Raw genomic sequence first — 18719 nt, 5'->3', positions numbered from 1 at the left:
CCCCGGCTAAAGCCAATGCCATGCAGGCGCGCGTGCGCGCGGAAGCGCTCAGCAAGATCTACCGGGTCGGGTTCTGGGCGCGGAAAGTCCGCGCCGTGGAAGACCTTTCCTTCGAAGTGCGCGGAGGCGAGATCTTCGGACTTCTCGGACCGAACGGCGCGGGCAAGACGACGGCGCTGAAGATGCTGCTCGGATTCGTGAAACCCACCTCGGGACAGGCGTTCATTTCGGGTGAGCGCGTCGGCACCGTCGCCTCGCGCCGCGATCTGGGATACCTGCCCGAGAACCCCGCTCTCTACGAATTCCTCCGCGGCGACGAGTACCTCATCTTCGCCGGACGGCTTTGCGGGCTTTCCCGCGCGGACGCCCGCCGCCGCGCATACGAGCTGCTCGAGGGCGTCGGCCTCGCCGGCCGCGGCGCCGACCGGCCCATCCGTAAGTTCTCGAAGGGCATGGTGCAGCGGCTGGCGCTCGCGCAGGCGCTGGTCGCGGATCCCGGCATCGTCATCCTGGACGAGCCGATGAGCGGCCTCGATCCCATCGGCCGCAAGGAGATCCGCGATCTCATCCTCCAGCTCCGCGAGGAGGGGCGGACGGTCCTGTTCTCCACGCATATCCTCTCCGACGTGGAGGCGATCTGCGATCGGGTCGGGATCCTCGTCGATGGCCGCTTGACGGACTGCGGCGCGCTCGCCGATCTGGTCGCGCCGGACGTCCGCGCGGTGGAGCTGGTCGTGGAGAACGCCGCGCCGGACCTGCTGGGCCGCCTGCAGCGGGAGGGAACGCGCATGCTGCAGCGCGATCGGACGACCGTGCTCACCTTCCCGAACGAAGCGCATGCGCGCGAGGCGCTCGCAGCCGCCGTGTCCGTCGGCGCGACCGTGGTGTCGCTGACTCCCCATCGGCGCTCCCTCGAGGAGCTGTTCGTGTCGCGCGCCCGCGGCAAGGCAGCTGCGTCCTAGATGCAGCGCGTGGCGAGCGCCATGCCGGTCGCGTTCATGCTGTGGGTGTTCGCCTTCGGAGCGATCGTCGGAAGCTTCCTGAACGTCGTCATCGCGCGCGTTCCCGCGGGGCAGAGCATCGTATCGCCGCGAAGCCGCTGCATCGCCTGCGGCAAGGCGATCGCCTGGTACGACAACATTCCGGTCGTCTCCTGGCTGCTCCTGCGGGCGCGTTGCCGAAACTGCGGCGTCCGCATCAGCCCGCGCTACGTCCTGGTCGAAGTCGCGACCGGGATCCTCGCCGTGGCGCTCGTGCAGCATGCGGGTCTCACCTGGGGCACCGTCGGATACTTCGCGTTCACCGCGACCCTCGTCGCGCTCGCCTACATCGACCTCGAGACCTGGCTGCTCCCGCACCAGATCACCTGGCCGCTGCTGGCGGTGGGGCTGGTCTCGCCGCTCTGGAACCGGGATGTGCGCTGGATCGATTCGGCGATCGGGGCGGCCGCTGGTTTCGCGGCCTTCGCCGCGATCGCCTTGTTCGGCGAGAAGATCCTCAAGCGCGAAACCATGGGCTGGGGGGACGTCTGGCTGATCGCGGCGATCGGCGCGTGGCTCGGCTGGCCCGCGCTGCTGCCGGTGACGCTGCTGTCCGCGGTGCAGGGCGCGATCGCCGGCACCATCGTTCTTGCATCCCGCGGGAAGGACCGCGCCTCCCCACCCGAGGCTGCAGCTCCGCCGGCCGATGGGGAATGGGTTCCGCCGAAGCACGCGGTTCCCTACGGGCCGTTCCTGTCGCTCTCAGCGCTCGAATTCCTCTTCTTCGGCGATCGGCTGGTCACCAGCTGGAACCATCTGATGTTCCGGCTGGTATCGTGACCGGCGACCGCGCCAGCTTGCGACTGCGGCTGTTCGCGATGATCCTCGCCGCGGCGCTGGTTCCACTGGCTCCGCTGTGCATCGTCGTGATCCTGCAGGTCCGCGACGCGATGTACGCGCGGTCCGTCGCGGACGCCCGCGAGAGGCTGGCGCAGATTCGCTCGGCATGCGTCGCGACCGGGTGCGCGGAGGTGGCGGCGGCCGGTTTCAAATCAGCACCCTGCCCTGCGCGCGTGCAGCGCGACGGTGAAGCGATCGTGCTCTGCGAGAACGTCGCGGGTGGCAGCATCGAGCTGCGCCACGATCTGCGTCCCGTCCGCCAGCAGCTCTCGTCGCTCTCGCTGCGGATCCTGGCGACCCTTGCGCTGTTCGTCGCCATGCTCGTGGTGCTGGCGAGCTGGATGCTCGAGCGGGGAATCGCGCGCCGGGTCGACACGATCGACGCCGCGCTGGCAGCGGTGGGCGCCGAGAATGGAGGAGCGACGCTGCTCCCCGAGGGTGGCGACGCCGTCGGCCGCGTGGGCGGGGCGGTCAATCGTCTTGCCCAGAGACTGCGTGAGGAGCGCGCGCGGACGCGGGCGCAGATCGAGGAGCTGGAGACGACCAACCGCGAGCTGCGCGAGGCGCGCGCGGATCTGGCGCGGAGCGAGAAGCTCGCCACCGTCGGTCGGCTCGCTGCGGGCGTCGCGCACGAGGTCGGAAACCCCGTCTCGGCGCTGGTCGGATACGCGTCGCTGATTCGCGAGCGGCTCGCGCAGGGCAGGGACGTCTCCGAGTACGCCGGGCGGATCGAGCGGGAGACGAGGCGCATCGATCGCATCCTCCGCGATCTCCTCGATCTGGCGAGGCCGCCGGCGCAGCTGCAGGCGATCGATCTCCGACGGGCCGTCGAGCTGGCGCGGGCGTCGGTGGCGCCGCAGCAGGCGAACGTCGCCTTCGAGCTGGAGCTGGCGCGCGATCTGCCGCAGGTCCGGGGCGACGAGCACTACGTCTCGCAGATCTTCGTCAATCTGCTCTCGAACGCGGCACACGCCGGAGCTTCCCGCGTCCGCGTGTCGGCGCGCGCGGAACCGGGAACCGTCATCGTCGAGGTGGAGGACGACGGCGCGGGAATTCCGCCGCATGCGTTGCCGCGCCTGTTCGAGCCCTTCTTCACCACCGGCGAGCCGGGACAGGGCACCGGCCTCGGGCTCGCGCTCTGTCACGCGAGCATGGAGCGGTTCGGCGGGAGCATCTCCGGAGCCAACCGCCGCAGCGGCCGGGGCGCCGTCTTCGAGGTGCGCTTCCTCAGCGAAGCGGCTCGACGCGCCGGCTGATCGGATCGAAGACGAAGGCGGGGCGGTCCGGAAAGTACCGCATGAGCTCGACGTTGCGCGCTCCGTGATCGATCGCGCGCACCACGTCCGCGCGGGCCAGGTCCGGCTCGTTGTACGTGAGATCGAGGTTGCAGTCCCAGTTCGCAGGGTAACGGACGAACACGAGAGCGCGCCGTTCCCGGAACCACTCGAAGGCTGGTTCCCAGCGCGCGTAGACCCACGCGCGCTCGGAAGCGCGGCGCCAGACGACCTCGACCGCGCTCCCGACCTGCACGGCGATGAAGAGCGCCGCCCCGACGAGACCCGCGAGCGCGACCTGCGACAACGGCCGGCGCAGCCGCAGCGCAGCGGAGGTCAGAAGCTCCGCCCCCGCAGCCGCGGCGAGCGCGAGGGAAGGGAAGATCTCGAGATGATAGATGGCGCCGCCGACATGGAACGTCAGCTGCAGCAGGAAGAAGGCGGTCGCGAAAAGCCATGCGCTCCAGAGCGGCGTCCAGAGAAGCCCGGCGATCGCGAACGGGATCAGTCCCCAACTCGGCGCCAGCTGCGCGACAATCTTCAGTCGCCGGAGAACGACCTGCGGAAAGCGGGCCCAGGTGTGTCTCTCGCGCGATTCGAGGAACCGATCGTGCAGACCACGCAAGTGCGGGGGGAAGCCGCGCTCGACGGCCGGCTCGTGGAAGCCGCCGATTCCGGGGCCGTCGTAGGGCATGTACTGGCGCGCATAGAGCGACCACGGCGCGGTGGTCCAGGAGCCGGTCGCAGCCTTGCTGTAGAAGCCAGCGATCAGCGCGGATGCGATCAGGGGCGGCGCGGCCCATGCCAGCGTGCGCAGCGGCACCGTCCGCTTGAGGCGAACGAGCATGGCCCCGCAGACGAGCAGCGCCGCGATGCCCGTGAACGGACGCACCAGCACCGCAAAGCCGCTGCAGGCGGCGAGGGCTGCAATCCGGCCCGCGGACGGCCTCCGCTCCACGGCGAGGGCGGCGACGATGAGCGCGCAGACCGTCGCCAGCGACGTACTCTGCGAGAGATAGCTGGCGAAGAACGGGAAGACGTCGGCAGCGCCGAGCAGGATCAGCGCGGCGCCGACGCCCGCAGCGCGGGAAAGTCCCGCCAGCCGGGCCGCGACGAACAGGAGCGCGGCGGTCGCGCCGAGCAACAGGCAGGGGCCAAGCCACGCAACGCCCGCGGCGAGGAAGGGCAGGAGCACCAGCGCGTGGCCGGGCAGGTACTTCGCGGCGAATCGCGGAACCACCAGGAGGTGCGCCGCCTCGAAGAATTCGGGCAGCGGCGGGGAGGGATACGTGAGATGGCCGTTCGCGAGCGTCTTCGCCTGGAACAGGTAGACGAACTCGTCCTCGATCTGCGGGCGCGCGCCGAGCCGGTTGCTGGAGAAGACCTGCATGCAGAGGGTCACTCCCGCCACGAACACGAGCCCGATGCACAGCGCGTCGAGGTGCGAACGTGTCCCTCCGCGCGTCGCCGCGGTCGCCTGCGCCCCTACAACGACGTCCATCCGGACACCTCACGCTTTCTTGCCCGCCTTTGCGAGCCGACCCTAGAGTCGAGTCGATGCAAGTTGCCGCGCAACTGCAGCCCGCGGACATCGAGCTCACCGTGTTGATGCCCTGCCTCGACGAGGCGAACACGGTGGGGACCTGCGTGCGCAAGGCGATCGAAGCCTGCCGCTCCGCCGGAATCGAAGCCGAAGTGCTGATCGCCGACAATGGCTCCCGCGACGGCTCGCCGGAGCTGGCCCGCGCCGCGGGTGCGCGCGTGCTGCACGTGGAAGAGAAGGGATACGGCGCCGCGCTCCGCGCCGGAATCCTCGCTGCCCGCGGGCGATACGTGGTGATGGGCGACGCCGACGACAGCTACGAGTTCCAGGACGTTCCGCGTTTCCTCGAACGCCTGCGCGCCGGCGACGAGCTGGTGATGGGCTCGCGGTTTCGCGGCGTCATCCATCCAGGGGCGATGCCGTTCCTGCATCGCTTCCTCGGCAATCCCGTCCTGACCTGGATCCTGAATCTTTTCTTCGGCGCCGGGATCACCGACGCGCACTGCGGAATGCGCGGGTTCTCCCGCGACGCCATCCTCGGCCTCTCGCTGCGGAGTCCGGGCATGGAGTTCGCGAGCGAGATGGTGATTCGCGCGGCGCAGGAGAAGCTGCGCATCGGCGAGGTCCCGACCAGCCTGAGACCGGACGGACGCGGCCGGCGCCCGCACCTGCGCACCTGGCGCGACGGGTGGCGGCATCTCCGCTTCATGCTGCTGTTCAGCCCGTTCTGGCTGTTCGCCGTGCCCGGGCTCGCCGCGACCGTGCTTGGCGTGGCCCTCACTCTCGCCGTCGCGTCCACCCGGGTCGAGATCTTCGGCCATACCCTGCAGACGCACTTCGCGCTGCTCGGAAGCGCGCTCGGAATCCTCGGCGTGCAAGTCGTGCTGCTCGGCGTGTTCGCGAAGACGATCTATGTGCTGGACGGGATCGGGCAGGAGCGCTTCGCGGAAGGGATGATCGCGGCCTTCCGCCTGGAGTGGGCGCTCCTTGCCGGCCTCCTCGCGGTGTGCGGAGGCCTCGCGGTCGACGCGCACATCGTGTATGTGTGGCTGAGGACGCATGGTGGAAGCCTCGACGAGTCCGTGACCCATCTCGCGATCGTCGCTGGAACGCTGCTCGCAATCGGCGTCGAGATCATCTTTTCGGCCTTCTTCCTCAGCATCCTGCGCGCGTCGAGGTCCCGTCGGTGGACGTAGCGGCATCGCGAGCGCCGGCCAGCGAGCGATCGGCGGCGGCTGCACCGCAACCGGTGCTCGTCGTCCTTCTCGTCACCAGCGCACTCTGTTCGCTCGCCCTCCTGCTCGCGCGCGCGTTCACCTGGCCTGCGCAGGGCCGGCCGCGTGCGTTCGAGTACCTGTTCCTCCGCAACGAACCCACCGCCGCGTGGCTCTCGTGCGCAATCATCCTGGGCGCGGCGCTCGCCGCAACGGGCGTGCGGTCCCTGCCGGATCGAATGTTCGTCGCGCGCCTCGCAAGGGATCCGCGGGCCTTCATCGCCTGCATCACCGCCGCCCTGATCGCGTGCGCGCTGCTCGTCTATCGCGGCCACCCGCTCTCCATGGATGAGTACGCGCCCGTGTTCCAGGCGCGGATCTTCGCTCGTGGCACACTTGTCGCACACGTTCCACCGGAGCTGGTGCAACGCCTGATCCCTCCGATCCGCTGGTTCATCGAGGCGTCCCCGGACGGCCGCCTCATCTCGTCGTACTGGCCCGGCTTCGCGCTCCTGCTCACGCCGTTCGCCTGGTTGAGGGCGCCGTGGTTGCTCAATCCCTTGATCGGCGGAGCGACCCTCCTCGTCATCTGGCGCATCGCCAGGGGGCTGTGGCCCGACACCGCGGCGGCAGGCTGGGCGGTGTTGCTCACCGCCGCGTCGCCGGCGTTCGTGGTGAACGCGATCTCGCTGTACTCGATGCCGGCGCACCTGCTCGCATCGCTCTGTTTCGCCGCGCTTCTGCTCGACCCGACGCCGCGGCGGTTGTTTCTCGCCGGCGCCGTGGGTTCGCTCGCGCTCACGCTGCACAACCCGGTTCCGCACACCCTGTTCGCGCTGCCCTTCATCGTTGCGCTCGCCGTCCGCCCGGGGCGAGTCGGAAAGCTCGGCGCGCTCGCCGCCGGGTATCTCCCGGGAATCGCTCTGCTCGGCGCTGGCTGGTTCTGGGTGCGCGCGCAGATCGGCGGAAACCCAGAGACGGTCGCGGGAGGTGCGGGCGCACTGTCCGTGCTCACCCGGCTCGCGTTCGCGCTGCCATCGGCGTCTTCATTCTGGAGCCGGGGCGTGAACCTGGCCGAGCTCGCGCTCTGGGCTGTTCCCGGGCTGCTCGCGCTGGCATGCATCGGGGCGGTCTGGCGCCGCAGTGAGCCGGCGGTCCGCCTGCTCACCGCGTCCGCATTGCTGACCGCCGTGGCGTATGTCTTCGTGCCGTACGACCAGGGCCACGGCTGGGGATATCGGTACTTCCACGCCGCCTGGGGAGTGCTGCCGCTGCTGGCGGCGGGAGCGCTGGAACATCCGCGGGCGGTCGCCCCGCTGCGCAAGACGGCGCTGATCGGCGCCCTCGCCAGCCTCCTGCTCGCAAACGGGCTCCGCCTCGGGCAGGTGCGCTCGTTCATCGACTCGCAGCTCCGCCAGATCCCCTCCGCGCCGGCGCCCGCCCGCCTCGAAGTCGTGTTCCTACGCCCGGACCGCGGGTACTACACGGTCGACCTGGTACAGAACGATCCGTTTCTCGACGGCTCTCGATGGATCCTGCTGAGCCGCGGACCCGACGAGGACGCGCGGCTGATGGCGCGCTTTCCGGGGGCCCGTCGGGTTGTCCGGACGACGGTCGGCGAGCTCTGGCAGGCGGATTAGGCGACAGTCGGGTCTTTCCTGGAGGGAGCGGGGATGGGAATTCGCGATCTGACGCAACGGCTGCTTCCCAAGCGCGCCGCCGATCTGCTGTGGCACGGCGTACAACGGCTGGCGTACGCGCCGGATTTGTCGCCCGCCGAGATCTCCGTCTGGCGCGCCGTAAAGCGCTACACGATGACGACACCCGAGCGCGTCGCTGCGCTCATGGACGCGGTCAGGTACATCTGCGCGAACGCGATTCCGGGCGCCCTGGTCGAGTGCGGTGTCTGGCGCGGCGGAAGCATGATGGCGGTCGCGCTGTCGCTCAAGCAGCTGGGCAAGATGGATCGCGATCTCGTGTTGTTCGACACCTTCGCCGGGATGACCACGGCGGACGCCAGGGACGTCGACATGAGCGGACAGGCCGGAGCGGGGGTCGCTCCAGCCGGATCGCTCGCGTCTTCTGAGGCGGAGGTCGCCGAGAACCTGCGATCGACCGGCTACCCGATGCATCGTGTGCATCTGGTGAAGGGCAGGGTCGAGGAAACCCTTCCGGCGCACGCGCCCGAAAAGATCGGCCTGTTGCGACTGGACACGGACTGGTACGAGTCCACGCGTCACGAGCTGCAGCACCTCTACCCGCGGCTGTCGAGGGGAGGGATCCTCTTCCTGGACGACTACGGTTACTGGCGGGGCACCCGACAGGCGACGGACGAATATCTCGCTGCGCTTTCCCCGCGTCCTCTTCTGATGCGCCTCGAGTGTCCGGCGCGGTGCGGCGTCAAGCCGTAGCGTCGAAGTCGAGCGCAAATACGACTTCGAGGTCGTTCGCGAACACCCACTCCAGCGGGCCGCGCCGGAACGGGAGCCCGTGGAAGGCATGGACGCGCGTTCGCGGCAGCGAGCCGAACATGCTCTCCCAGCGAGGCATGGAGAGATATGAAGCCTCGATCTGCGCGCCGAATCGCAGGTTGCCCATCACGTCGAGCGCCGCGAGCTTCAAGTGGTCGAGGGGGCCGCGGGCGACGTGGTCCTTGACGATCGCGCGCCTTCGCGTCACCCGGCAGACTTCCCGCATCAGCCCGTCCGGGTCCTTGGCGTGGTGAAGCACGTTCGAGACCAGCGCGACGTCGAAGGAGCGGTCGGCGAAGGGCAGGGCGCGTCCGTCGAATCGGACGAGGCGAAAACCGGGTCGCGTCTTCGCGCGCAGTGCCACTTCCACGCCGATCACGCTCGTCCGCGGCCGGAATCGCTCGAACAGCGTGCCGAGCGATCCGTCTCCAGCGCCCACGTCGAGTACGTGGCATGGCCCGCGGAACGGCAACAGCCGGGCGATGTATTCGACGAGCCTCAGCCGATAGAAGGGGTAAAGGGCGCTATCCCCGAGGAAGGCGCGCAGCTCGCGGTCGGCCGGGAGCCACGAAGGCCGGACCGGCAGAGCTTCTCCCTCCCCTGGCGTTCCGGCGTGCGGGCTGGTCATGCGATGGCTCCGTCGGGCTGCACGACGGCGCTCTGGTACACGCGCAGGTACTCGGCCGCTGTCGCGGTCCAGCTCCATCTTCGTTCCGCGTAGTCGCGCGACATGCGCCTGAGCTTCTCCCGGGCGCCGTGGTCGACCGCGAGCGAAAGCACCTCGGCCCTGAACTGCTCGAGCGTGTCGCAGGCGCGGATGGCATCGCGGTCGATGACCGGCGCATAGCCCGGATCCCAGAGAAGCACGACGGGGACACCGCAGGCGAGGCTCTCCTGGACGACGAGCGGAAATCCCTCACCGACGCCGGCGTGGACGAGGAAATCCACGCAGCCGAGAAGGTCCGCCATGCGTTCGTAAGGAAGGGTCCCGACGTCCAACACGCCGTCCGCCTGCACCCTGCGCTCCGAGCCGCACACCACCAGATCGAAGTGGTCCCGGGGGATCTCGAGAACTGCTTTCGCGTTCTTCTTCTCGCTTTGCCGCCCTACGAACAGCGCGAGCGTCCTGTTCCTGGGAAGGCCAAACGTGTCGCGCACGCGCAAGCGTCGCGTGTCGTCGAGCGGGCAGAAACGCTTGCAATCCACCCCGTTGGGGACGAGATGGACCGGGGTCCGCGGATAACGGTCGCGCATCCAGCGCGCGACCCTGTCGCCGCAGGCGACCAGCGCGGATGCGGCGCCGGCGACGAAGTCGCCCACCGATCGCCAAGCGAACCGCTGCAGCGCGTTCAGCGCGGACCTCCGATATGGCACGAGTCCCACGTGCTCGGTGACGATCAGCGGGATCTCTCTGCGCCGTGCGATCGCCGCGGCCACCGCGCTTGTCAGGTATAGCGATCCGTGCACGTGGATTACATCTGCGTTCCGTACCGCATCGAGAGCGCCCTTCATGCCGGGGCCGAGGGGCAGAGGATAGGGGATTCCGAACCGATCGCTCAGGTCGAGAGCGGCCAGTCGGTGCACCTTGACGGAGTCCTCGTGCGAGACGCGTTGCTCCCTCGGCAGCGCCCCCGCGATCACCGAAACCTCGTGTTGCCGCGCCAGCTCGCTGGCGAGATGTTTGACGACGATCTCGACGCCGCCGATGTGCGGAAGATAGCGGTGGCAGAGCATCGCGATCCGCATGCTCAAGCGCTCAGCCGCCGGGGCACGCTCCGTATCCCGCTGGCGCCGGACTGCTGGGCGCGGTCGCCCGCCTCGTGATACTCGGCGTCCTCGTTGACGCGCCACAGATCGTAGATCCGCTCACTGGCGAGAATATTCTTCACGCACAGCATGGCGGTCATCATCGCGTGGTCCTGGTTGTTGTACTTGTGCATTCCGTTGCGCCCGACCAGGTGCAGGGTAGGAAAGCGCTCCTCGAGCGCCCGCCGGATCCGCTCGACGTTCTGCGCATACCCGTCGTCGTAGACCGGGTATGCCTTCGGCTGCCGGACGACGCAGCCGTCCACCACGTCCTGCGCCGCAGCGAGGCCGATCTGCTGCAGCTCGCGCTTTCCCAGCTCCACGAGGTCCCCATCGCTCATCGACCAGAGGCCGTCGCCCTCGAAGCAGAAGTACTCGAGCCCGTAGCACGCCATCGACGGATCGGGCACCATCTCCGGCGACCAGGACTTGAAGTTCTGGATGCGTCCGACCCGCACCGAAGGGTCGTGGATGTAGATCCAGTTGTCTCCGAACACCTGCCGGTCCTTCAGGATCAACACCACGGTGAGGAAGTCCCGGTACCGCAGCCGATTCGCGGCGGCGCGGGTCTCTTCGTCGAGCGCCGGCGTGATCCCGAGCGCGAGCTCGCGCAACGGCGCCGACGAGATCACGTCCGCCGCGCGCGTCTCGTGCGTGGTGCCTGCGCCGTCCACGTGCCGTAGCGTCCATTCGCGGCGGTCGCCGTCGTAGGTACAGGCGACCACCTTTTCCCCCATGCGAACGGTCCCGCCCATCTCGCGCACGCGCCGCGCGCAGGCTTCCCAGAGCATGCCCGGTCCCTTCCTCGGGTACCGGAACGATTCGATCAGGGTCTTGATCATCGCCGACTTGTCCTTGAGGACGCGTCTCGGCCAGATGGCGTTGCGGATTGCCTCGCGCAGGGAAAGCCCCTTGATCCGCTGGGCCGCCCAGTCGGCGGAGATCTCCTTGCAGCTCATTCCCCACACCTTTTCGGTGTAGGTGCGGAAGAAGATTCCGTACAGCCTGCGGCCGAACTGATTGGTCACCCAGTCCTCGACGCTCTTCGCCGGGCGGATGGGAAACAGCCGCGCCTTTGCATAGGACAACACGCAGAGGATCGACTCGATCACGCCGAGCTTGATGAGCGCCTCGGTGGCGCGCAGCGGATAGGAGAAGAACTTGCCGCGGTAGAAGATCCGGGAGGACCGCGGGCGCTCGAGCAGATCTTGCGGGAGCAGCTCCGTCCAGAGCTCCTCCACCTCCTTCGATTTGGAGAAGAAGCGGTGTCCGCCGATGTCGAAATGGTAGCCCTTGTACTTCGCCGTCCGCGCGATGCCGCCCACCAGCTCGGGATGGGCTTCGATGACGGTGACGGGCACTCCCTCCTTGCGCAGGAGGTACGCGGCGGTGAGTCCAGCGGGACCCGCGCCGATGATGGCCACCGCCGGTTTGTTCATGCGCCACGCATTCTCGCCCGGCGCCGTGGAGCCTCCAAGGAAACGGCGGCGGACAGAAGCGTGCGTCCTTGCCGGATGCGCATACACTGTCTCCATGCGGCGGGTGCTGATCGCGGACGACGAGGAGTCGATCCGCCACGTCCTCACCGAACTCCTGAGCGAGCGCGGCTACGAGGTGCGTGCGGTCGCAGATGGAGACGAGGCCGCTCGGGAGCTGGCGGCGCGCGACTACGACGCCCTGGTCACCGACGTGCGGATGCCCAGGCTGAACGGTTTGGACCTGATCCGCGCCGCGCAGTCGACCTCGCCAGAGACGACGATCATCGTGATGAGCGCGTACGGCTCACACGATCTCGCCATCGAGGCACTCAAGGCAGGCGCGTACGACTACCTGGGCAAGCCTTTCCGCCCGGACGAGGTGCTTCTCGTCCTCCGCAAGGCCGAAGAGCGTGAGCGCCTCCGGCGCGAAAACCTCATCTTGCGGCGCGAGATGTCGCGCCGCGCCCCGCAGCTCGTCGCCGAGGGGCCGGCGATGAAAGAGGTGCTGCGCGTCGTCCACAAAGTCGCGCCGGCGCCGACCACGGTGCTGATCGAGGGCGAGAGCGGGACGGGCAAGGAGCTCATCGCGCGTGCGCTGCACGATCTTTCACCCCGCGCCGAGCGCCCGTTCGTGGCGGTCAACTGCGGTGCCATTCCCGCGCCGCTGATCGAGAGCGAGCTCTTCGGCCACACCAAGGGAGCGTTCACCGACGCGCGCACGGCGAAGCGCGGTCTCTTCGAGGAGGCGGACGGCGGGACGCTGCTGCTCGACGAGATCGGCGAGCTTCCGCCTCCCGTCCAGCCCGCGCTGCTCCGCGTGTTGCAGCAGGGCGAGGTCCGGCGCGTCGGCGATGCGCGCTCCACGCGCGTCGACGTCCGCGTGCTCGCGTCGACCAACCGGGATCTCGCCTCGCAGGTGCAGGCAGGCCGCTTCCGCGAGGATCTCTACTATCGGCTCAACGTCGTCCAGGTGCGGCTGCCTCCGCTGCGCGAGCGGCAGGAGGAGATCGGGCAGCTCGCCGAACGTCTCATCGCGCGGCATGCGGAGCGGATCGGCGTGGCGTCGCGCCGGCTCTCGCCGCGCGCGCTCGAGCTCTTGCAGCGGTATCGCTGGCCGGGGAACGTCCGTGAGCTGGAGAACGCGCTGGAGCGCGCGCTGGTGCTCTCCGAGGACGACGAGATCGGACCCGACGCGCTGCCGGACGCCGTCCAGCGCACGCTCGTGCCGGAGCCGGTGCCTGGCAGCCTCGATCCCGACGATCTCTCGGTGAAGCGCGCGCAGCGCGTCCTCGAGGCGGACCTCATCCGGCGCGCGCTCGAGCGCACGCAGGGAAACCGCACCAGGGCGGCCGAGCTGCTGGAGCTTTCACCCCGCGCGTTGCTCTACAAGATCCGCGAGTACGGCCTCGAATGATGTAGCCAGGCCGGCACTCCGGTGTGCGCGCCGCGCTGACGCACCGGCGACCCTGCGCCACCCATGCACACAGCGCCCGACTAAGGCAATGTGCGTGACGTGACTGCAATGCAGGTGAAATGACCCGTCAATGAAGGGTTAATGACGGTTCAATGCGGCTGGTTCCTTGACTGCCTACATGGAAAACAAGCAAGGATCCGGTCACTGCTCGCGGAGGGGCCGCGTGAATCGAGTGCAGAAGTTCCGGGAGGCCGCACTGATGGCGAAGGCGGAGCTGGCGCGCAAGGCCGGCGTCTCCGAGTCGACCGTCGACCGGATCGAAGCCGGCCACGAGTGCCGCATGGAGACCAAGAGGAAGATCCTCCTGGCCCTCGGCCTCACCATCCAGGAGAGCGGAAAACTGTTCCCGCGACACAACGGGGCGCCCCGGCAACGGGCGGGGGACAGTAATGGCTGATTTTTTCGCTCACGCGATTGCGAATGATAGCGTCGGCGCAACGCCGCTGACGTCCGGCGAGGGGGGCTGATCAGGCCATGGCGAAGAGCAAGCTTGCCCTCGGGCTCGACATCGGCTCGTCCTCCGTCAAGCTGGTCCAGCTGAAGGAAGCGAAGCGCGGCTACATCCTCGAGGCCTTCGGCGTCGCGGCGCTGCCGCCCGAGGCCATCGTCGACGGCGCGCTGATGAACTCCACCGCCATCGTCGAGGCCATCCGCGGGCTGGTGGCGCAATACAAGCTGAAGAACCGCGAAGCCGCCATCGGCGTCTCCGGCCACTCGGTCATCATCAAGAAGATCAGCATGCCGAAGATGACCCAGGAGGAGCTGGAGGAGAGCATCCAGTGGGAGGCGGAGCAGTACATCCCCTTCGACGTCAAGGACGTGAACATCGACGTCCAGATCCTCACGCCGGCTGAGGTGGACACCGGCACCGGCCAGATGGACGTGCTGCTCGTCGCGGCGAAGAAGGACATGATCAACGACTACACCTCGGTGGTCTCCGAGGCGGGCCTGACCCCGGTGGTGGTCGACGTCGACGCCTTCGCGGTGCAGAACTCGTTCGAGGTCAACTACGAGCTGCCCAAGAACGAGACCATCGTGCTGGTCAACGCTGGCGCCAGCGTCTGCAATATCAACGTGCTGGCCAACGGGCTGACCACGTTCACGCGCGACGTGACGATGGGCGGCAACCAGTTCACCGAGGAGATCCAGAAGCAGCTCAACGTCAGCTACGACGAGGCGGAGAAGCTCAAGGTGGGCGGCGACGCGGCCCAGGATTCGGACTCCGTCGTCCCGCAGGAGGTGGAGCGCGTCATCCAGGGAGTGGCCGACCAGATGGCCGGCGAGATCCAGCGCTCGCTGGACTTCTACACGGCCACCGCAGCCGACTCCCACATCTCCCGTCTCTATCTCTCCGGCGGGACAGCGAAGATCCCGGCGCTGTTCAAGGTGATCGAGCAGCGGGTCGGCGTCCCCGTCGAGATCCTCAACCCGTTCAAGGGCATGGAGATCGACAACCGCCGGTTCGACCCCAACTACGTGATGGACGTCGCACCGTCGGCGGCCGTCGCCATCGGGCTTGCGCTGCGCAAGTCCAACGAGCGGTAGGAGGCGCGCGCGCGATGATCTACGTCAACCTCCTCCCGGTCCGCGCAGCCAAGAAGCGCGAGTTTGGCCGGCAACAGCTGGTGCTGTTCGTGCTGCTCCTCGTGCTGGCCGGGATCGGAAACTTCTTCGTCTTCAACCGCTTCGAGTCGGAGTTGAGGTCGCTCGACCATCAGATCGCCACGACCAAGGTCGAGATCGCGCAGCTGGAGAAGACCATCGGCGAGGTGAAGTCGATCAAGGAAGACAAGAAGGCGCTCGAGGACAAGCTGAAGATCCTCGACACGCTGAAGAGGGGCCGCACCGGACCGGTGAAGGTGCTCGACGAGCTGGCCACCATCATTCCGCAGAAGGTCTGGATCCTCGAGTTCAACGAGCAGAACGGCAACGTGGGAATGAACGGCCAGGCCTCGAGCTACGAGGACCTCTCCACCTTCTCCAAGAAGCTGAAGGCCTCCACGCACTTCACCAACGTCACCATCAAGACGGCGCGGCAGCGGGCGGACGGCGTGGTGGACTGGACCATCACCTGCAACGCGAACTACTCGGCCTGAGGCGAACGAGATGGCGCTCAGCGGACAGGACGTCCTCAACGCGGTCAACAAGATGCCCCTCGGCCACAAGGTCGGGGTGGTGGCCGGGTTCGTCATCCTGCTCTCGAGCCTCAACTGGTACTTCTTCATCGACCCGATGCAGACCCAGATCACGCAGCGGCAGGGCGAGCTGCGCGCCCTGGAGGACGAGCTGATCCAGAAGCAGTCCATCGCCAACAACCTGGCGCAGTTCAAGCACGAGAAGGAGATCCTCGAGCGGCGCCTGGCGCAGGCGCTCACCGAGCTGCCCAACGAGGCGAACATCGACGAGTTGATCCGCTCGCTCTCCGAGATCGGCACCAAGAGCGGGTTGACCATCAACAGCATCGACCCGCAGGCGGAGCAGCGGCAGAGCTTCTACGCCTCCATTCCCATCGTGATGGCGGTGACCGGCAACTACCACGAGATCGGCGTCTTCCTCGACTCGCTCTCGAAGCTCGCCCGCATCGTCAACGTCACCAACATCAAGATGGCCGGGGCGCGCTTCACCAACGAGAAGCTGGTGGTCAGCTCCACCTACGTCGCGACGACCTTCCGCTTCGTCCCGGAGGCGACCGCGCCGAGGGCAGCGAAATGAACCGGACCGCCTCCATCGCTGCTTGCGCGGCGCTGTTGGCCGCCGCCTGCGGGAGCCCTCCGCCGCCACCGCCCCGCCGGACCGCCCCAGCCGCGGCCACTGCTCCCAAGCCGGTCACCGACGACGACATCAAGCCGGTGATGCCGACCAACATCTACGTCTATTCGCCGATCGGGAAGCGCGATCCCTTCCAGAACCAGTCCGTGCCGCAGGGATTCGGCCGGGCCCGCGAGACCCCGGGCAGGGCGAAGACGCCGCTGGAGAAGTGGGGACTGGACCAGTTGCGGCTGTCGATGACGGTGACCGGGACCGCCACGCCCATGGCGATGGTGGAAGACCCCGATCACCGCGGTTGGCCGGTGCGGCTCGGCGACTTCATCGGACAGAACGGCGGCAAGGTCACCGGGATCCACCGCGACGAAGTGGTGATTACCGAGACCATCACCGATCACTCGACCGGCCGGGTGTACCCGCAGAACGTCAAGCTGACGGTGCCCGTCACCCGCGACGAAGAGAGAGACATGAAAGCGCTCCAGGATGGCGAGCACATCGGCGTCGCCAAGGGGGACCACTGATGCGCGCCGCGGTTCGGAGGGACAAACGGATGGCCACCGCAATGCTGATCGCCGCGGTGCTGCTCGCGGCTGCTCCGGCGGCGCGCGCAGACGCGCCGGCGGATCCGAACGTGGTGCTCTCGCGCGAGGACGTGGCGGAGGTGAAACACGCTGCGCGGCATCTCGGCCGGGTCACCGTCTCAGGCAAGGACGGGATGGTCGTCGTCCACGTGGGGGCGGACGGGAAGATCGGCAGAATCGGGATCCTCGAGCTGAGGAACCCGGCCCGCCTGGCTCTCGACCTGCAGGGCGTGACCGGCAGATTCGGCAACGCTGCCGGCGCGCTGCTGGTCAAGGGCGTGCGCATCGGCAAGACCGACAGCGGTTCCCGGGTCGTCATCGACGCCCAGGGCGAGACGATGCCCAGGTACCAGATCGTCCGCGTCGGATCCGGCGTCGACGTGCTCGTCGGCGAGCGATCGATCGCGCAGAAGGCTGGTCCGACGCCCGCCCGCGCCGAGGCGACGGCTCCGGAGACCCCGCGCATCGCCGCGGCACCAAGGGCAGTCCAGGTCCGCGCCGTCGATCTGCGCACCATCGAAAACCGCACCGAGGTCCTGGTCGCTCTCGACGAGGCGGTGCGATTCGAGATCTCGCGGCCCGATGCCACCACTTCGGTGCTGACGCTCCACGCCGCGGCGCTCCCGGATCGGCTCGAACGCAACCTCGACTCGAGCTCGCTGGGTGGACCGGTGAGCATGCTCTCCACGTACCGCGTTCCCGGCGGGTTCGACGTGAAGGTGGTCGCGACCGTCGCCAAGGGCACGCTGGACGAAATGACGGCGCAGAAGGGTACGCTGGTGTGGAAGTTCGGCGGGCCCGGGCCCGTGGCTCAGGCCACCGTGCCGGCGCCGCGAGCCGCCGCCATGGCGTCGGACGCGCGCGTCGCCACCCAGTCCAACGTGTACGACACGGCGAACTACAACGGCCGGAAGGTCGACTTCAACGTCAAGGACATCGACATCAAGAACCTGCTCGGCGCCATCGCCGAGATCAGCAAGAAGAACATCATCGTCGCCGATGATGTGAAGGGCTCCGTCACCATCAAGCTGCGCAACGTGCCCTGGGACCAGGCGCTGGACATCATCCTCAAGTCCAAGGGGCTTGGCCGGGAGGACGTCGGCAACATCATCCGCGTCGCTCCCATCGAGACGCTGCGTGCGGAGCAGAAGTCGGCAGCCGAAGCGTTCAGGAACCGGCAGGCGGCCGAGCCGCTCAAGGTCCGTCTGATCCCGGTCAACTACGCCAGGGCCGAGCAACTGACGACGCAGCTCAAGGACACCCTCAGCGAGCGCGGAACCGTCTCCGTCGACACCCGGACCAACACGCTGATCGTCAAGGACGTGCAGGACGCGCTGCTGCGCGCCGAAGGCGTCGTCCGCAACCTCGACACGCAGACGCCCGAGGTGCTGATCGAGGCGCGCATCGTCGAGGCGGCGACCAGCTTCGCCCGCCAGGCGGGCATCCAGTGGGGCGGCAACATCAGCATGGCGCCGACGTTCGGCAATCCCACCGGTCTGATCTTTCCCAACATCCTGGCGGTGGCCGGAGCCGCAGACGATCCCTCCGCGCCCACCGCAGGTCTGCAGGGCATCGGCCCGCCGAACTTCGCCGTCAACATGCCCGCACCCATCGGCATCAACAACGGTGGCGGTCTCGGATTCGTCTTCGGCAGCGCGGGCGGCGCCGCGAACCTGAACCTGCGCCTCTCGGCGGCGGAGAACAGCGGCACCATCAAGACCATCAGCTCGCCGCGCGTGGTCACCGTCGACAACGTCGACGCCAGCATCAGCCAGGGCGTGAGCATTCCCTTCTCGCAGACCAGCGCCGCGGGCGTCGCCACCAGCTTCATCGAGGCGCGTCTCGAGCTCCGCGTGACCCCGCACGTGACGCAGGAGGGGTCGATCCAGATGAAGATCAGCGCGACCAACAACCAGCCGAACCCGCAGCTCACCGGCTCCAACGGACAGCCCTCGATCAGCCGCCGGGAAGCGAAGACGGAGGTGCTGGTGCGCGACGGCGAGACCACGGTCATCGGCGGCATCTACACCCGCCGCAACTCCGAGGCCTGGAACGAGGTCCCGGTGCTCTCGAAGATCCCGGTGCTCGGCTGGCTCTTCAAGAAGAAGGCCATCACCGACGACCGCACCGAGTTGCTGGTGTTCATCACCCCGCGCATCGTCAACCGCTCGCAGTCCGTCGTCGCCGCCGCTCCGTCGGCCGCCGACGAGGGAAAGCAGTAGGAGGGACGGA

Annotated in this window: 17 protein-coding genes; 13 read left to right on the top strand and 4 right to left on the bottom strand. The window is 68.1% G+C overall.

The genetic code is table 11. The features are described 5' to 3' along the window. Positions 1–20: 20 nt before the first annotated feature. From E6J58_19390 to E6J58_19380, 3 genes are read left to right on the top strand one after another with little or no spacing between them, the layout of a single operon-like run. Positions 21–962, top strand: coding sequence for an ABC transporter ATP-binding protein (locus E6J58_19390; GenBank protein ID TMB34019.1), 942 nt, complete (start codon positions 21–23; stop codon positions 960–962). Then, positions 963–1820, top strand: coding sequence for a prepilin peptidase (locus E6J58_19385; GenBank protein ID TMB34018.1), 858 nt, complete (start codon positions 963–965; stop codon positions 1818–1820). It abuts the gene before it with no gap. Beyond that, positions 1817–3136 (top strand): two-component sensor histidine kinase, encoded by a 1320-nt coding sequence (locus E6J58_19380; protein TMB34017.1) that lies wholly within the window; start codon positions 1817–1819, stop codon positions 3134–3136. The genes E6J58_19385 and E6J58_19380 overlap by 4 nt, the downstream gene beginning before the upstream one ends. On the opposite strand, the gene E6J58_19375 is transcribed toward E6J58_19380, so the two are convergent. Continuing rightward, positions 3108–4655, bottom strand: coding sequence for a hypothetical protein (locus E6J58_19375; GenBank protein TMB34016.1), 1548 nt, complete (start codon positions 4653–4655; stop codon positions 3108–3110). The genes E6J58_19380 and E6J58_19375 overlap by 29 nt on opposite strands. A 56-nt stretch (positions 4656–4711) precedes the next feature. On the opposite strand from E6J58_19375, the gene E6J58_19370 reads away from it, so the two are divergent. The 3 genes from E6J58_19370 to E6J58_19360 are packed head-to-tail and all read left to right on the top strand — an operon-like array spanning position 4712 to position 8322. Next, entirely contained in the window at positions 4712–5893 is a 1182-nt protein-coding gene (locus E6J58_19370; protein ID TMB34015.1) for a glycosyltransferase family 2 protein, read from the top strand. Then, positions 5884–7551 (top strand): hypothetical protein, encoded by a 1668-nt coding sequence (locus E6J58_19365; GenBank protein TMB34014.1) that lies wholly within the window; start codon positions 5884–5886, stop codon positions 7549–7551. The genes E6J58_19370 and E6J58_19365 overlap by 10 nt, the downstream gene beginning before the upstream one ends. Before the next feature lie 33 nt (positions 7552–7584). Continuing rightward, entirely contained in the window at positions 7585–8322 is a 738-nt protein-coding gene (locus E6J58_19360; GenBank protein ID TMB34013.1) for a macrocin O-methyltransferase, read from the top strand. Here the strand turns inward: E6J58_19360 and E6J58_19355 are convergent. From E6J58_19355 to E6J58_19345, 3 genes are read right to left on the bottom strand one after another with little or no spacing between them, the layout of a single operon-like run. Beyond that, positions 8312–9088 (bottom strand): class I SAM-dependent methyltransferase, encoded by a 777-nt coding sequence (locus E6J58_19355; protein TMB34012.1) that lies wholly within the window; start codon positions 9086–9088, stop codon positions 8312–8314. The genes E6J58_19360 and E6J58_19355 overlap by 11 nt on opposite strands. Beyond that, entirely contained in the window at positions 9007–10128 is a 1122-nt protein-coding gene (locus E6J58_19350) for a glycosyltransferase family 4 protein (protein TMB34011.1), read from the bottom strand. Before E6J58_19350 ends, E6J58_19355 begins: the two co-directional genes overlap by 82 nt. A gap of 2 nt (positions 10129–10130) precedes the next feature. Then, the gene (locus E6J58_19345; GenBank protein ID TMB34010.1) at positions 10131–11627 is read right to left on the bottom strand and encodes an NAD(P)/FAD-dependent oxidoreductase; all 1497 of its coding nucleotides are present in this window, start codon (positions 11625–11627) and stop codon (positions 10131–10133) included. Between the two features lie 94 nt (positions 11628–11721). Here E6J58_19345 and E6J58_19340 point away from each other — a divergent pair, with 94 nt between their 5' ends. The 7 genes from E6J58_19340 (at position 11722) to pilQ (ending at position 18709) form a co-directional block, all read left to right on the top strand. Continuing rightward, entirely contained in the window at positions 11722–13080 is a 1359-nt protein-coding gene (locus tag E6J58_19340) for a sigma-54-dependent Fis family transcriptional regulator (GenBank protein TMB34009.1), read from the top strand. Positions 13081–13258: 178 nt separating this feature from the next. Then, the gene (locus E6J58_19335) at positions 13259–13537 is read left to right on the top strand and encodes a helix-turn-helix transcriptional regulator (protein TMB34008.1); all 279 of its coding nucleotides are present in this window, start codon (positions 13259–13261) and stop codon (positions 13535–13537) included. A 77-nt stretch (positions 13538–13614) separates the two neighbouring features. Then, on the top strand, positions 13615–14685 hold the full coding sequence (gene pilM / locus E6J58_19330; GenBank protein TMB34007.1) for a type IV pilus assembly protein PilM: 1071 nt from the start codon (positions 13615–13617) through the stop codon (positions 14683–14685). 14 nt (positions 14686–14699) lie between these two features. Beyond that, on the top strand, positions 14700–15236 hold the full coding sequence (locus E6J58_19325; protein TMB34006.1) for a fimbrial protein: 537 nt from the start codon (positions 14700–14702) through the stop codon (positions 15234–15236). Positions 15237–15246: 10 nt separating this feature from the next. After that, positions 15247–15852, top strand: a complete 606-nt coding sequence (locus tag E6J58_19320) for a pilus assembly protein PilO (protein TMB34005.1) — start codon at positions 15247–15249, stop codon at positions 15850–15852. Next, positions 15849–16427 carry a pilus assembly protein PilP gene (locus tag E6J58_19315; protein ID TMB34004.1) on the top strand — a complete coding sequence of 193 codons (579 nt, stop codon included), beginning with the start codon at positions 15849–15851 and terminating at the stop codon, positions 16425–16427. The genes E6J58_19320 and E6J58_19315 overlap by 4 nt, the downstream gene beginning before the upstream one ends. Continuing rightward, positions 16427–18709 (top strand): type IV pilus secretin PilQ, encoded by a 2283-nt coding sequence (pilQ, locus tag E6J58_19310; GenBank protein ID TMB34003.1) that lies wholly within the window; start codon positions 16427–16429, stop codon positions 18707–18709. Before E6J58_19315 ends, pilQ begins: the two co-directional genes overlap by 1 nt. The last annotated feature ends 10 nt before the right edge of the window (positions 18710–18719 follow it).

The organism is Deltaproteobacteria bacterium (assembly GCA_005879535.1).
GTDB lineage: Bacteria > Myxococcota > Myxococcia > Myxococcales > 40CM-4-68-19 > 40CM-4-68-19.
Note: the sequence above shows the minus strand (reverse complement) of the source record. Positions and strands in the feature narration are given on the sequence as shown.